This is a genomic window from Planococcus sp. TJ-301 (assembly GCF_058268475.1).
The window spans coordinates 1169165-1184850 of sequence record NZ_JBZDOH010000001.1 but is presented as its reverse complement, the minus strand read 5'-3'; the positions used below and the strand labels follow the sequence as shown (position 1 = coordinate 1184850).

11 protein-coding genes are annotated in these 15686 nt (G+C 48.1%); 8 read left to right on the top strand and 3 right to left on the bottom strand.

From position 1 onward, the window contains the following. The 6 genes from addB (at position 1) to AC4EHJ_RS05990 (ending at position 11266) form a co-directional block, all read left to right on the top strand. Entirely contained in the window at positions 1-3477 is a 3477-nt protein-coding gene (gene addB, locus AC4EHJ_RS06015; protein WP_490974658.1) for a helicase-exonuclease AddAB subunit AddB, read from the top strand. Continuing rightward, positions 3455-7063 (top strand): helicase-exonuclease AddAB subunit AddA, encoded by a 3609-nt coding sequence (gene addA, locus AC4EHJ_RS06010; protein WP_490974657.1) that lies wholly within the window; start codon positions 3455-3457, stop codon positions 7061-7063. Before addB ends, addA begins: the two co-directional genes overlap by 23 nt. Positions 7064-7073: 10 nt before the next feature. Next, positions 7074-8252 carry a DUF418 domain-containing protein gene (locus AC4EHJ_RS06005; RefSeq protein ID WP_490974656.1) on the top strand — a complete coding sequence of 393 codons (1179 nt, stop codon included), beginning with the start codon at positions 7074-7076 and terminating at the stop codon, positions 8250-8252. 43 nt (positions 8253-8295) lie between these two features. Next, complete coding sequence (locus AC4EHJ_RS06000; RefSeq protein ID WP_490974655.1) at positions 8296-9195, top strand: fumarylacetoacetate hydrolase family protein; 900 nt, start codon at positions 8296-8298, stop codon at positions 9193-9195. Between the two features lie 69 nt (positions 9196-9264). After that, a complete protein-coding gene (locus AC4EHJ_RS05995) occupies positions 9265-9639 on the top strand; it encodes a YisL family protein (protein ID WP_490974654.1) in 375 nt (124 codons plus the stop codon). Positions 9640-9817: 178 nt separating this feature from the next. Further along, on the top strand, positions 9818-11266 hold the full coding sequence (locus tag AC4EHJ_RS05990; RefSeq protein ID WP_490974653.1) for an alpha-amylase family glycosyl hydrolase: 1449 nt from the start codon (positions 9818-9820) through the stop codon (positions 11264-11266). Positions 11267-11302: 36 nt separating this feature from the next. Here the strand turns inward: AC4EHJ_RS05990 and AC4EHJ_RS05985 are convergent, their stop codons facing one another. From AC4EHJ_RS05985 to AC4EHJ_RS05975, 3 genes are read right to left on the bottom strand one after another with little or no spacing between them, the layout of a single operon-like run. Beyond that, the gene (locus AC4EHJ_RS05985) at positions 11303-12634 is read right to left on the bottom strand and encodes a CoA-disulfide reductase (RefSeq protein ID WP_490974652.1); all 1332 of its coding nucleotides are present in this window, start codon (positions 12632-12634) and stop codon (positions 11303-11305) included. 12 nt (positions 12635-12646) lie between these two features. Further along, entirely contained in the window at positions 12647-13501 is an 855-nt protein-coding gene (locus tag AC4EHJ_RS05980) for a DegV family protein (RefSeq protein ID WP_490974651.1), read from the bottom strand. A gap of 35 nt (positions 13502-13536) precedes the next feature. After that, complete coding sequence (locus tag AC4EHJ_RS05975; protein ID WP_490974650.1) at positions 13537-14349, bottom strand: Cof-type HAD-IIB family hydrolase; 813 nt, start codon at positions 14347-14349, stop codon at positions 13537-13539. A gap of 167 nt (positions 14350-14516) precedes the next feature. Here AC4EHJ_RS05975 and AC4EHJ_RS05970 point away from each other — a divergent pair, with 167 nt between their 5' ends. Continuing rightward, positions 14517-15287: a prolyl oligopeptidase family serine peptidase gene (locus AC4EHJ_RS05970; RefSeq protein ID WP_490974649.1), complete on the top strand. Its 771-nt coding sequence runs from the start codon at positions 14517-14519 to the stop codon at positions 15285-15287. A 67-nt stretch (positions 15288-15354) separates the two neighbouring features. After that, positions 15355-15663 (top strand): metal-sulfur cluster assembly factor, encoded by a 309-nt coding sequence (locus AC4EHJ_RS05965; protein ID WP_135502344.1) that lies wholly within the window; start codon positions 15355-15357, stop codon positions 15661-15663. The last annotated feature ends 23 nt before the right edge of the window (positions 15664-15686 follow it).

Sequence of the window (15686 nt, the reverse complement as noted above, 5' to 3'; positions counted from 1 at the left end):
GTGTCATTGCGAATTGTCTATGGACGTGCAGGTTCCGGCAAAACCCGGTTTATACAGGAAGAAATTGCTGAAGAATTAAAGCGCAGCAGAGACGGGGATCCGATATTTTTCGTCGTTCCTGACCAAATGTCGTTCTCTACGGAGTATCGGCTTTCTTCTGCGTACGGCATGAACGGCATGATCCGCGCGCAGGCAGTGACATTTAAGCGCCTAGCATGGCGGGTGCTGCAGGAAGTTGGCGGCATCAGCCGCAAAGAAGTCGATGCTTTCGGCTACCGGATGTTGATCCGCAGTCTCCTTGAAGAACATAAAGACGAGTTCCAGCTTTTTCGCAGAGCTGCTGGCAAACGCGGGTTCACCGATCAAATTGAACAATTGGTGAAAGAGTTCGCCAGATATTGCGTCGATTGCGGAGAGCTTTCGACCATCCGTTCTTCGCTGGAAACGGCCGGTGCCCCGCGAACGCTGCTTGATAAAGCAGCAGATCTGGAATTGATCTTAGCTGAAATAGAAAGCCGCCTTGGGAAAGTATTCGTCGATTCCGAAGGCCATTTGGCGTTATTGGCGGAAAAAATCCGGCATTCAGAGCTTGTCAAAGATGCCGACATCTACATCGACGGATTTGTGTCATTCACTGCACGTGAATACGAGATCATCGTGGAGCTGATGAAATACGCAAAAAACGTCACGATTGCGCTACCGATGGACAATGCTTCTGATGGAAGGGATGAGCAGGCGCTTTTCCATCAGTCCGCCAATACAGCGCAGCGGCTGACCGACTTCGCACGAAAAGAAAGCGTGGATATTGAACATCCGGTCCAAATGGAAAGGCAGCGGCGTTTCACAAATGCGGAACTTGCCCATTTGGAGCAGTATTTTGATGATTACCCACAGCCGAATTTTGTGTCGCAGGGCCATATCCGCTTGGTGGAAGCTTCAAACCGCAGGGCAGAAGTCCATGCTATGGCACGGTCTATCCGCCACCAAGCGCAGGAGGGGATGCGCTATAACGAGATCGCTGTGCTTTACCGCCAGCCGGAAGTATATGATGAATTGATCAATACGATCTTACCGCAATACGATATCCCTTATTTCATCAGCCAAAAGAAAACGATGCTGCACCATCCGCTTATCGAATTCAGCCGCTCGGTGCTTGAAGCCGTGCTGTCCAATTATTCATATGAACCCGTGTTCCGCGCGGTCAAGACGGATTTGTTTTTTCCGGAAGCAAGCGTCTCGAAATGGCGCGAGCGGAGCGATCTACTTGAAAACTTCGTCATCGCCAACGGCATTTTCGGCGACCGCTGGTTTGATGACAAACGCTGGTTCTTTAAGAAATACCGCGGGCTTGAAATGCATACCGGCATCCAGACCGACGAAGAGCGGGCGGCGCAAGTTGAGCTTCATGCTGTGCGCGATCTTATTCGGGATCCTCTTTCACGTCTGAAGGAAAACTTCGGCAGCTGCCGGACGGGGCGCGATTTTGCAGAAGCGCTTTATTTGTTCATCGAAGAACAGGATGTTTACAGCAAATTGCAGACGCTCAAAGACCGGGAGGAAAGGGAGCACCGGCTATTGGCTGCTGCCGAGCACGAACAGGCATGGAACCAATGGGTGGCAGTGCTCGATCAATTCGTCCTCATGTTCGGCGACCAGGAAATCGGTCTGCCGGCAGCCGCGAAAATTCTGGATGAAGGTTTTGAAACCTTGGAATTTTCACGGATTCCGCCTTCCTTGGACCAAGTTACGGTTTCGAAAATGGATTTGGCCCGTTTAATGGACATCAAGTCGGTCTTTGTCATCGGCGCGAATGACGGTATATTGCCGAAGCGCGTTGAACAAGAAGGCTTGCTGACAGATACGGACAGGGAATGGTTTGCCCAAATCGGTTTTGAATTGGCGCCGACTTCCAAAAGTCGTTTGATGGATGAGACCTATATGGCTTACCGGACATTTACATCAGCATCGGATTTGCTTGTTGTTTCTTATCCAATTGCAGACGAAGAAGGGAAGGCATTGCTGCCTTCGCTTTACATCCAAAAGCTTCAGGATATGTTCGGCATCGCTTTGACGCCGGCCGCTATCGACCCAACGGAATTGAAAGATGCAGCGCCTCTTGACTATATTTCACATCCACGCGCCTCTCTTTCCTATCTGACGTCGCAGCTGCGCGGCGGCAAATTGGCGCCGGAATGGCGTGCAGTCCTCGCTTATTACCGCGAAGATCCTTTATGGTCTTCGGTAGTGGCAAGGATTTTGGAACCGATTAAACCGAATACAGCGGATACGCTGCGCGAAGAAATCGCAGAGCCGCTGTATGGCACAACAATTTCGTCAGGCGTGTCGCGGGTGGAAACCTATTTCGGCTGCCCGTTTGCGCAATACGTCTCCTACGGCCTCCGGCTTGAAGAGCGGAGTCAATATAAACTGGCTGCTCCGGCTATGGGGGATCTGTTCCACGCAGCCATCAAATGGATTTCAGATGAAGTTGCGAGATTGGGTGTATCCTGGTCTTCGCTAAGCCAGAAGCAATGCAATGAACTTGCGAAGGCGGCAATAGACCAATTATCGCCTTATTTCGTAAATCACATCTTGATGAGTTCCCACCGCTACCGCTATATCCAGCATAAACTTGAAGCCATTATCCGACAGACCGCATTCATGCTTGGCAAGCACGCGAAAGTGACCGGCTTTAGGCCTGTAGCGATGGACGTCAGCTTTGGTCTTAAAGAATCGATTCCTCCGCTTGAGGTGCCGTTGCATAAGGGGCGGCTCATGAATATTCGCGGCCGTATTGACCGCATCGATTCAACGGAAATCCATGACAAGTCGTATATCCGCATCGTCGATTATAAATCATCGAAACAAGGGCTTGAACTGGGCGATGTCTACCACGGGTTGGCGCTTCAGACATTCACTTACCTGGACGTAGCTCTCGACAATTCGGAACGCCTCCTAGGCAACCCGGCAGAACCGGCTGGCGTGCTATATTTCCACATGCACAATCCGATGTTGAAACTCTCGAAGCTGATGACAGCGGATGAAATAGAAGAGGAAGTCGCCAAATCATTCAAGATGAACGGGCTGCTTGTTGAAGATCCCGAAGTCATCGAGGCGATGGACAGCGGCATCGACGGCTATTCCAATGTTATTCCGGTGCGCCTGAATAAAAGCGGTGAACTTTCCAAGTCGCAATCGAAAACGGTGATGAAAGAAGACATGCAAGCCATCCGCAGATTTGTCCGCGGCAAACACCAGGCAGCCGGCAACGGCATCTTGGAAGGTGATACCCAAATTACGCCGTATAAAGTAAAAGACCAGACACCATGCCAGTTTTGTTCTTATCGGTCGGTTTGCCAATTCGATCCGGCAGACCCCGATCAGCATTATCGCAAACTGCCTGTTTTGAACACGGACAAGGCAATTGAACTTATTCGAAAGGAGGCTGCAGGCGATGATACCGAACAAACCGACTGATGCCACTTGGACAGACGAACAATGGCAGGCCATTTGGGCAAAAGGGCAGGATATGCTCGTGTCCGCCGCGGCCGGTTCCGGCAAAACGGCAGTGCTGATCAACCGGATGATTGAGAAAGTGCTGGCGGAAAACGATCCGATTTCCGTCGACGAATTGTTGGTCGTGACGTTCACCAATGCATCAGCCGCTGAAATGCGCCACCGCATGCTGGGGGCGCTGGAAAAAGCGGTGGCTGAAAATCCGGAATCGAAGCATTTGCGGAAGCAATTGCGCCTCATCAACAAAGCGCAAATTTCGACTTTGCATTCATTCTGCCTGCAAGTGGTGAAGCAGTATGCGTACCTGCTTGAAATCGATCCAGGCTTCCGCATCGCCAATGAAACCGAAGCGGCGCTGCTGCGGGACGATGTGCTAGAAGCGGTGCTTGAAGAAGCTTATGAAGGCGAAGGGGCTGAAGCTGTATACCGTTTAGCCGACAGTTTCACTTCAGACCGCAACGACCAGGCGATGGAAGTTCTGTTGAATAAGCTTTACGATTATTCGCGCGTCCATCCGGACCCTGAGCAATGGCTGGACCAAGTGCCGGCGCTATATGCAGTGCCGGAAAGCGCGTCAATTGATGATTTGCCGTTTATCGGTGATTTGAAAATGGCAATCCGCCATGCTTTTGATGAAGCGCTGCAGCTTGCGCATGAAGGCAAGGCGCTGGCACTCGAACCGGAAGGCCCTGAGGTTCTTGTGGGCACATTCGATTTGGACATTGCGGTCATCCAGAGTGCAATTGGGGCACTGGATGAATCTTGGGAAAGCCTGCATGAACTGAGCAAATCAGTGGCATGGCCAAAAGCGGCGTCAATTAAAAAAGATTCATGCGATGCGAAACTGGCGGAAGAAGCAAAGGCGCGACGCAACGAAGTGAAAAAACTCGTCAATGGCATTTTTGAGTCTTATTTTACAAGGGGACCAAAACGGCTGCTTGAAGAAATGCGTGAAATGGCACCGTTGATGGAAACATTGACAGCTTTAACGAAGACTTTCGGTTCACGTTATAAAGCTTTGAAGATTGACCGGGCAATTGTCGATTTTTCAGATTTGGAGCATTACGCGCTGCAGATTTTGAGTGATGGCGGAAACCCTTCGGACATCGCAAAAGACTACCAGCGGCAATTCAAGGAAGTGCTCGTGGATGAATACCAGGATACGAATATGCTGCAGGAAAAGATCCTGTCGTTGGTGAAATCCGGCACGGAGGCAGCAGGCAATTTGTTCATGGTAGGTGACGTCAAGCAGTCAATCTACCGCTTCCGCTTGGCGGAGCCGATGCTGTTCCTCGGCAAATATTCACGCTTCACGGCTGAGGCGGAAGGCACTGGCCTGAAAATCGATTTGAACGCCAATTTCAGAAGCCGCAGAGAAATCCTCGATGGCACAAATTATATATTTTCACAGATCATGGGTGAGCGCGTCGGGGAAATCACTTACGACGCGTCCGCCGAATTGAAGCATCAAGCGCCGTTCCCAGAAATGGAAGTGCCGCTCGAAATGGTGCTGATCCATGAGCCGGAAACGGAAGAAGAGCCGGAAGATGATATGGCGAAGTCACAATGGGAGGCACGTTTTATCTCAGGCGAAATCCACAAGCTTATGGCGCAAGGGACGCTTGTCTATGATCCATGGAAGCAGGACAATCGGCCGCTGGAATACAGCGACATTGTCGTCTTGATGAGATCGATGACGTGGTCGGGCGATTTTGCGGATGAGTTCAAGGCGGCAGGAATTCCGCTATACGCAGAACTCACCGGCGGCTATTTTGATGCGCTGGAAGTAATGATTATGCTCAACACCTTGCGCGTCATCGATAACCCGTACCAGGATATCCCGCTAGCATCGGTGCTGCGGGCTCCATTCATCGGATTGAAGGAAAATGAATTGGCGGAAATCCGTTTGGCTGCACCGAACGCTTCGTTCTATGAAGCGGCGAAAACGTTTATCCGCAACGGTACGGGCATCGACCCGGCAGCAGCAGAAAAACTTCAACGCTTTACCTACCAGCTGGAAGACTGGCGAAACCTGGCTCGCCGGGGCTCTCTTGCAGAATTAATTTGGCAGGTTTACCTGGACACGAATTATTATGAAATGGCCGGGGCCATGTCGAACGGCAAGCAGCGCCAAGCGAATTTGCGTGCATTGCATGACCGTGCGCTGGAATATGAAAAAACCTCGTTCCGCGGACTGTTCCGCTTTTTGCGCTTTATCGACCGGATGCGCGAACGCGGGGACGATTTGGGAACCGCTAAATCGTTGAGTGAAAAAGAAAATGTCGTGCGTTTGATGACCGTGCATAAATCGAAAGGCTTGGAGTTTCCGGTCGTCTTTTTTGCCGGAACCGGCCGATCGTTCAACGAAATGGATTTTCGGAAATCTTATCTATTCGACCAGGATTATGGGCTGGCTGTAAAAGCCATCAATCCGGATACCCGCTTGGAATATACCTCACTGCCATTTTTGGCGGTAAAAGAAATGAAACAACTGCAGATGAAAGCGGAAGAAATGCGAGTCTTATATGTTGCGATGACACGCGCCAAAGAACGCTTGTACATGACGGCTTCAGTTAAAGACATAGACCGGCTGCTTGAAAAATGGAAGGTCAACTCCCCGCAGATTTTGATGCCTGATTTCCTGCGTTCCCGTGCGAAAACGTATCTCGATTGGATTGGTCCTGCATTGTCGCGCCATCCTGATGCAGCAGAAATATTCGGCACTGGCGGACAGCAATTGCCGCACCACTCCCGTTTCCATGTCAGCATCATCGAATCCACTTCATTGCTGCCAGCAGTGTTGGACGTCGAAGAATTGCTCCATGCGGAGACGGGGGATATCGATTACACGGATGAAGTGTGGCGAAGATTCGATTTCCGCTATCCGCATCAACAAGCAGTCGAGAAAAGGTCGAAGCAATCTGTCTCCGAGATGAAGCGCCTGCAGATGCTGCAGCGGCTGGATGAACCAGAATCATTTATCAATGCAACCGAAGGCGCGGTAAAGCGCGCATTGGCCCACCGACCGGACTTCATGCAGGAAAAACGGATGTCGGCTGCAGATGTCGGCACCGCCGTCCATGCTGTCATGCAGCATATTCCACTGGACAAAAAAATGTCTGTGCCTGAAATCCAGGAATTCATAGAAGAGCTGGTAGGCAAGGAAATATTATCGGAAGACGAAGGAAAGGCTGTCCGCGCCAGCAGCATCAGTAAATTTTACAGCAGTGAGCTATACGGCCGCTTGTCGAGGTCCAAGAACATTAAACGCGAAGTTCCCTTTACCTATGCGAAAAAAGACCAAGATGGCGACCACCAAATCATCCAGGGGATTATTGACTGCCTTTTTGAAGAAGAGGGGGGCTGGGTTCTGCTGGATTATAAAACGGATAGTGTCCGGGGAATTGCGGATATCGGACAGGAGATGGCATCGCGCTACAGTGTACAATTAGCCGTTTACCAGGAAGCGGCAGAGGCTATTCTGCAGATCCGCATCCAAGAACGCCTGCTGTATTTGTTCGCCGCTGACCGGACAGAGAAGATTTAGGGGGATTTAAGTGAAAATACAACCTGTGGCTACCAACGAACGAATTGAGGCATTGGACTTGATGAGAGGATTTGCGCTTCTTGGAATCCTGTTGATCAATATGCCTGCGTTCCACTCACCATTTTCTTATATTGATCCTTATAGCTGGTTTGACGGCGAATGGGATACGGAGGTATTCACTTTTCTGGATATATTTGTGCAAGCGAGTTTTTACCCGTTATTTTCTATGTTATTCGGGTATGGTTTAGCAATGCAGTTCGTTAAAGCGCAGAAGAGCGGGCGGAAATTTGCACCGCTGGCAGTAAAACGCCTGGCTTTCCTGCTGCTGATCGGCATTGTGCATGCGTTTTTAATCTGGTATGGGGATATTTTGATCACTTATGCCATATCGGGAATCTTGCTGATTGGCATGCTGCGGCTGCCTTCGGCGTGGCTATTGGGATTTGCGGCTTTGCTGTATGCCATCCCGCAGTTTTTCTTGACTGCGTTGATGTTCATCGCGGTGTCAGTAGATCCGAATTTCTACACGGGCATGCAAGAAGTCCAAAACTCGCTTTCAGCTTATCCGAGGGGTTCATTCGCTGAAATTTTTCGTCAGCGCTTGGATGATTGGATGAACGGGAACAACCCATCGACTTATCTTTTGCTGCTTGTAATGATTCTGCCGCATATGATGCTCGGAGCGGCTGCTGCAAAATGGCGGCTTGTCGAACGGGCATCGGAGCTAAAGGGTGTATGGACAGCACTAGCTGTTGGAGGATTGGGAATAGGGCTTCTATTAAAATCAACGCCGTTCCTTTTTGAAAAAAACTATGCGTTCATGTATGTCCAGGATTCCCTAGGTGGACCTTTAGTTTCAATCGGCTATGCTGCGGCAATCGTTTTGCTGTCGCGTTATAAAGGTTTCCGTAAACTCTTCCACCCACTAGCCAATGTGGGGCGCATGTCGATGACAATTTACATCATGCAATCATTGATTGCGACATTCATCTTCTATTCTTATGGATTCGGGCTTTATGGCCAGGTGGACATAGCGGTCGGCACTTTGATTGCATTAGGGATTTTTGCAGTACAACTTATCTTCGCAGAAATATGGCTTTCCAAATTTTCACAAGGACCACTTGAGTTTGTATGGAAAAAAGCGACTTACGGACGAAATTTCGAAAAAAGCAACAATTCAAAACAATGAATGTGTATAATGAATGGAATCATAGAAAAGGAGTGTTTGAAGTATGAAGCTGTTATCTTTTCGATTTGAAGGGGAAGAACGTTTTGGACCGAAAGTTAAGAAAGAAGAAGCAGTATGGGATGTATTAGCGATTCAGCAAGAGCTGGAAGTGCTGCCATCTTTTCCACAAAAGCTTGTTGAAGGGGTTTCCGAGGGAATGGAATTTGTTGAACAAATGCGGAAACTGATTGAAGCAGCTGGAAAATCTGAACATCCTGAGCAATTCAAACTCTCTTTTTCAGATATCGAATGGCTAGCGCCAATTACACGGACACCTAAAAATATTATCTGTGTCGGCAAGAATTACGCGGACCACGCGAAGGAAATGGGCGGGGAAGCACCTGTTGAAATGGTGGTCTTCACTAAAACGCCGAGTACAATTGTTGGAGACGAAGCAACGGTTTCAGTCCATAGCGACTTAACAAAAGCTTATGATTATGAAGGCGAATTGGCTATTGTAGTCGGTAAGGCAGGCAAAAAAATTCCGAAGCAGATGGCTTACGATTATGTCTTTGGATACACAATCGCCAATGATTTAACGGCGCGCGATCTGCAAACGAAACACCAACAGTACTTCCTAGGGAAAAGCCTTGAAGGTTCTTGCCCGATGGGACCATATCTCGTCACTAAAGATGAGATACCACAATCTCAGAACCTTTCAGTCGTCACCAAAGTGAATGATGAAGTCCGTCAGAATGGCAATACGGAAAATATGATCCGCCGCGTAGATGACATCATTTCGGAAGTATCGAAATACATCGCGCTAGAACCAGGTGATGTAATCTTGACAGGAACACCTGCAGGAGTGGGGAAAGGGTTTAACCCGCCAAAATTCCTGAAAGCTGGAGATACAGTTAAAGTATCAATCGAATCAATCGGCACACTCGTCACACATTTGTCATAACGGCAAACATGTCTTTTAGGTGCAAAGTTATGCTAAACTGAAAAAGACAATTTTAGAAGAGGTGACGATTTGGCTTTCTTAACTGATACTACACATCTACACATTACGACTTGGGTCATCGGCATTGTCTTGTTTCTAGTGGCTGCATTCATGGCCAAAGAAAGCAAAGGGCGCAAGATTACGCATATGGTCCTTCGCTTGTTCTACATTCTGATCGTGATTTCCGGATTGACTTTGTTCGTCGAACATTCTTCTTATGATGCAATGTTGTACGGCATGAAGTTCCTATTCGGAATATTGACAATTGGCATGATGGAAATGGTGCTGGTACGCTCGAAAAAACAAAAACCGGTCACTTTATTCTGGGCGTTGTTCGCTGTCTTTTTATTTGTAACAATGTTCCTAGGCTTCAAATTGCCAGTAGGCATTAGTTTCCTGGCATGATCTTTAGAAAAACAGGCGCACTTTGCGCCTGTTTTTTTATGCTGAAATTCACAGTTTAGACGAAAGTGCCGGACAACTGTTGGTTATTTGCATTTTCTTCAACAGGGAACTGTGGATTTTTGATAAAATAGACCGAGTGAAACGGATTAATTGAGCCTCATTGAGGGAGGATATTGGATTGAAAGCAAAATGGCTATTAAGCGTGCTGATCGGAGCACTGTTGTTAAGTCCGATCGAACCCGCTGCGGCGGCGGAAGAACGGTCGATTGAGGACGAAATCATCTACGATGTATTGGTTGACCGGTATTTCAATAAAAAGATCGACAATGATTTTGAAGTGAGCGCACAAGACCCAGCGGCATTCAGCGGCGGGGATTTTGCCGGCCTCTCAGATCAAATGATGCACATAAAGGACATGGGTTTCACGATGATGTCGATTGGCTCCGTTTTTGCCACTTCTACATATGACGGCAAGACTGTGCTGGATTATAGCCAGTTGGAGCGCCACTTCGGAACCGAAGAAGAGCTTCAGGCCCTGATTGAACAAAGCCATAAAGAAGACATGAAAGTCATGGTGGATATTCCGACGCAAAGCCTGAGCAGGGATCACGCCTGGGCGGCTGAAAATCCAGAGTGGTTTACCGAGAACACGGACGGCACATTAGCACTTGATACATCGAATTCTGAAGCCCAAAAGCAATTGGTGACCGCAATCGGCGATTTCATCAAGAAATATGAAGTTGATGGTTTGCGTTTGTTGGAATCGGATAAGGTCGATACTGGATTTATCGAAATCTTTTCCAGCGAAATGAAAAATATCCGCAACGTTTACCTGATCAATGATCAGGAAAGTGAAGGGATAGACGGCATGGACGCAGTTGTATTGCCTGGTGCGGAAGAAGTGCTCAGAAGCAGCTATAAGAACTTCGACCAAGATTCTTCGGGGCTGCCCGAACTTATTGAGAAAAGTCCGGAAGACCTGGTCCGCGTTGATTCGCTTCTCGGTTCCCGGTTTACTGCCGACGCTGTTGCAGAGAGAGGATTTCCACCGACGCGCTGGCGCCTGATTATGACCCAGCTGTTGACGATGCCTGGAATCCCAGTCGTGCAATACGGTTCGGAAACAGCGATGAACGGCAGTGAGTTGCCTGAGTCGCATCAGATTATGGATTTGGCAGTGGAAGAAGAATTGATTGACCACATCACGAATTTGAATTCGCTGCGGAACTCTTCCGAGGCAATGCGCACAGGAGAAACCGAAGTGCTTCATGAAGAAGACGGCTGGATCGTCTACAAGCGTTTTAACGAAGAGGAAATGTGGATTGTTGCGATCAATAATTCATCGTCGACGAAAAGCATCAGCATCCCTGCGGCAGAAATCGGCAGCGATAAAGAAATGCGCGGATTGTTTGAAAGCGACGTTGTGCGTCAGGAAAGCAATGGCAATTATCGCATCACGCTTGACCGGGAAATTGCCGATACATTCCACGTGACAGAAGAAAAAGGATTGAATACTGCTTATCTGGCGGCGCTTGCTGTCCTTTATGTCTTGTTCATGTTTTTCATCTGGTTAGTCTGGAGAAAAGGAAAGCAGCGCAAAGCTGACGGAGCTGCGAAAAAAAAATAAGAAAAAACGGTCCCTGTTTCGAGGGACCGTTTTTTCTTATTTAACAGCTTTATAGCCGATCATATTGATCGGGTCTTTAGGTGAAGAATACGGTGGGGCGTAGCAAAGCTCCAGCGCTTGCAGATCTTCTACCGTTAGGCCAGCGTACATGGCAGTGACGATTACATCAATCCGTTTGTCGACGCCTTTTCCGCCAAAACATTGAGCACCTAAAATTTTGCGGGACTCGGAGTGGTAATGCACTTTCAACGTTAATCTTGAATGGTCAGGATAATAGCCGGCATTTGAATTGCCTTTATGGATGACGGTTTCATAAGGAAGTCCGCTTTCCTGTATCATCGTTTCGCTTAATCCCGTCATGGCGATAGTTTTCGAAAATACTTTGGCAATGGATGTACCAAGCAAGCCGGTTTTCGGAATGGTGTTGCCGGTCAAATGGCGCGCAATCAGGTAGGCTTGCCGATGGGCAGGCCATGCTAGAGGGATGCGCTTTGGAGCACCAGTTACGAGATCAGTATTTTCAGATGAATCCCCTAAAGCGTAAATACTTGGATCGGCTGTTTGCATAAAGCCGTTTGTTTTGATGCCGCCTGTATCGCCAATCGGGAGCCCTGCTTTTTCAGCCAGTTCCGTATTAGGCTTGATGCCTACACTCAGGATGTGGAAATCTGTTTCAAATGTTTCGCTATTTGATAAAGTTACCGCGTTCCGGTCAACTTTTTCTACATTAACGCCAGTCCTGACATTGACGCCATTCGCTTGCAGCTCTGTTTTGACCAAAGCAGACATGTCTTCATCAAGGATCGACATGACGTGCGGCGATTTATGGACCAGGTTCACATCAATGCCAAGCTCCTTCAAATTTTCAGCCATTTCGATGCCAATAAACCCGGCACCTGAAATGCAGCAGCTGTTAGGCTTGCGTTCTTTGATGAATTTTTTGATCTTCTCCATATCTCCATAACTCCGGAGTACAAATACTTCGGCGGAGAACAATCCGTCGATGTCAGGTACAATTGCGGAGCCGCCTGTTGCCAGGATTAGCACATCATAACTTTCATCGAATTTTTCACCAGTGGTCGTATTTTTTATTGTGATAGCCTTTTCACTGCGTTTGATTTCTAACGCTTCGTGCTTTAGGAAAACTTGGATATCGCGTTTTTCTTTGAAAGATGAAGGGTCTGCCATCAGCAAAGACTCAGGGTCTTCAATGACTTCGCCAATAGCGTAAGGCGTGCCGCAAGCAGCATAGCTCATCGTCGAATCGCGATCAAACACCGCGATGGCGGACTCTTTATCATAAAATCGAATTTGCGCCGCGACAGTCGCGCCGCCGCCGACCGCTCCAATGATTACAATCTTCCTCATTGTCTGTTCACCTCAGGCTTTCAATTGGCTTAGGAAAAATACAGCGAGCGTTCCAGGGCCAGTGTGTGCTGCAATGACAGAGCCGATCAAATAGATTTCCACGTTTTTCGGCTGGAGCTGATCTTCGATTTCGTGTTTCAACATCAGCGCGTACTCGATATCGTCGCCATGGCTGATTGAAATCGTCTGTTCTTTCCAATCGGAGCCGCGTTCCTTCATTAATTCAACCATGCGTTTCAGTACTTTTTTCCGGCCGCGCAATTTTTCGATTGGTACTAGTTTGCCGTCCTCTACGTGAAGTAGGGGTTTGATGTTCAATATGCCGCCGACAAAGGCACTTCCTTTGGAAATACGCCCGCCTTTCGCCATATAATCCAAATCTTCAACTGTAAATAGACTTTCCAGATGTGCAACCATAAAATTGACTGCGTCAATGATAGCGGCGCGCGGCTGTCCTTCAGAACGGAGACGCGCGGCTTCTTTGACGATCATTCCATAGCCAAGTGATGCAGCTTTCGAATCAATGATTGTCAGATCCAGATTGGGATGGTCTTCGCGGACTTGGTCAGCGACCATGACCGCTGTATTGTATGTACCCGACAATTCTGAAGAGAAGGCGATATAAAGCCCTTCTTCTCCGTCTTTCGCCAATTTTTCAAATGTGTTCATCATTTCTTCCGGTGAAACTTGCGAAGTTTTCGGTTGGATGTCTGAACGGATCGCATCGTAAACAGTTTTGGAATGGATTGTGCGGATGTCTTCATATTCTGCGGTGCCGATATGGACGCGCAATGGGAAGTAATCAACGTTTTCGTCTACGAAAAACTGTTTCGGCAAATCAGAAGCGCTGTCAGCAAATAATCTCATAAAAATCCTCCTTTTTATTTTGGACCTGCAATATGTTATTTAGTTAATTTCAAACGGTCAATCAGCAGTTCGGCGATGCCGTCATCATTATTCGTCAATGTAATTTCATTGGCGATATTTTTTAAGGGGCCGATAGCGTTGCCCATTGCAACTCCAACTCCTGCATAGTCGATCATTTCAAGATCATTGTCTTCATCTCCGAAAGCAATGATGTTTTCTTTTGCGATGCCGAGTGATTTGGAGACGCGGTCAATTCCGACCGCTTTGTTCAAGCCGCTTTTGACTATTTCGATAACGTGCCACGGAGCACCCCAGCGGCGATGATCGATGACTTCCGCATGGACAGAGTTCAAATGTGCATGAATCAATTCAACCTTTTCATAAGGTGCGTGAATCAGCATTGAAGTCGGATCTACCCGCAGGTAATTCCGCAAATCGCCGATCGTGATGCTTGGGTCTCCCATGCTGAAGATGTCCATCAGTTTTTCATCGTGGTGGTGGACGTAGACATCGTCCAATACTTCCGCAATGATGTTATGGAAGTTGAAATCATGCATTGACTCGACGACTTCATGGACGACATCCAGCGAAATAGGCGTATGGTGCGTCCCCCAACTATTATTTGTTGGATGGTGCACAAAAGCGCCATTGAAGTTGACTATCGGCGTCTGCAAACCCAACTCTTTATAATAAGGTTCACTCGAACGATAAGGGCGGCCAGTGGCAATCATAACTTGATGCCCCGCCTCAATAGCTTGGAATAAGGTTTGCTTGGTCTTAGGTGATATGACTTTCTGATCGGTTAATAGCGTCCCGTCCAAGTCCAGTACAATCAGGTGTTGTTTCATGGTATCCGTCTCCTTTCTCTCTATTATATAGTGTAGCGATAAGGCAACTGTTTCGTCAAAGAAACTTGATAGCTGATCAACCGTTTTTGGAAATTTTTTAGGTGGCTGTGGAATGCTTGCCGGTGTTTCAGAACATTGATAGGATGAAAGGGAAGGAAGTGAGATCGATGCGTGTAGAGAGAGAAAGTTGGAAAGGCATACCGCTGCTGCATGTGGTGCCGGATGACAAAATCGACGAACGGCTGCCGACCGTGGTATTTTTTCACGGGCATATGAGCGCTAAAGAACATAATCTGCATTACGCCTATCAATTGGCTGAAAAAGGCCTCCGTGTATTGTTGCCGGATGCACATCTCCACGGGGAACGGGAAGAAGGGCTAGACGGGATCCAGATGAGCCTGCGCTTTTGGGAAGTGGTACTGATGTCGATCGAAGAGCTGGAAATTTTGAATAATGAATTACATAGAAAGCAATTGGCTACGGGTGAGATTGGCGTCGGGGGCACTTCCATGGGAGGCATCACGACACTCGGTGCGCTGACTGTTTATCCTTGGATCAGAGCGTCGGCCGTCATGATGGGTGCCGCAAACTATGTCCAATTGGCGAAAGCGCAAATGCAGCAATTTGAGTCAAAAGGATTCAAGCTGCCTATTACAGAGGAAGAGCGGCGCAAAATGTTGCAAACGCTGGAGCATTTCGATGCTACGAAGAACAAATCGATTTTCAATAGCCGGCCGGTGTTTTTTTGGCATGGCGAACAAGACGCCACTGTGCCATTTTCGCCGATATTCAGCTTTTACAAAGCATTAGTGGAAGATTATGCAGAAGTTCCCGAACGCCTCTATTTTATGCGTGACAAAGAAGCGGGGCATGCTGTCAGCCGGAGCGGGATGCTGGCGGCAACCGACTGGCTGGCGAGGCATACGGCAGGACAATAAGCAGGGGAATTTGAAATACACGGAAACTTTGTTAAGATAGAAAGAGCAGAAGAAGGAGGGACTTTAAATGGATCAAGATATGAGAGACAGTATGATGGGCGCTTTGGAACAAGTTATCGACCCGGAATTGGGTGTCGATATTGTAAACCTCGGCTTAGTCTATGACGTGGATATGTCAGAAGACGGTTTTGCTGTCGTAACAATGACATTGACTTCAATGGGTTGCCCAATGGGGCCCCAGATTGTTGATATGGTGAAAAGAGCATTATACGAACTGCCTGAAATTGAAGAAGTCGATGTAAAAATCGTCTGGCAGCCGGTATGGGGCAAAGAAAATATGTCGCGCTACGCCAAAATGGCGCTTGGCATCCGTTAAAGCGGATAGGTCTTCCGGAAATT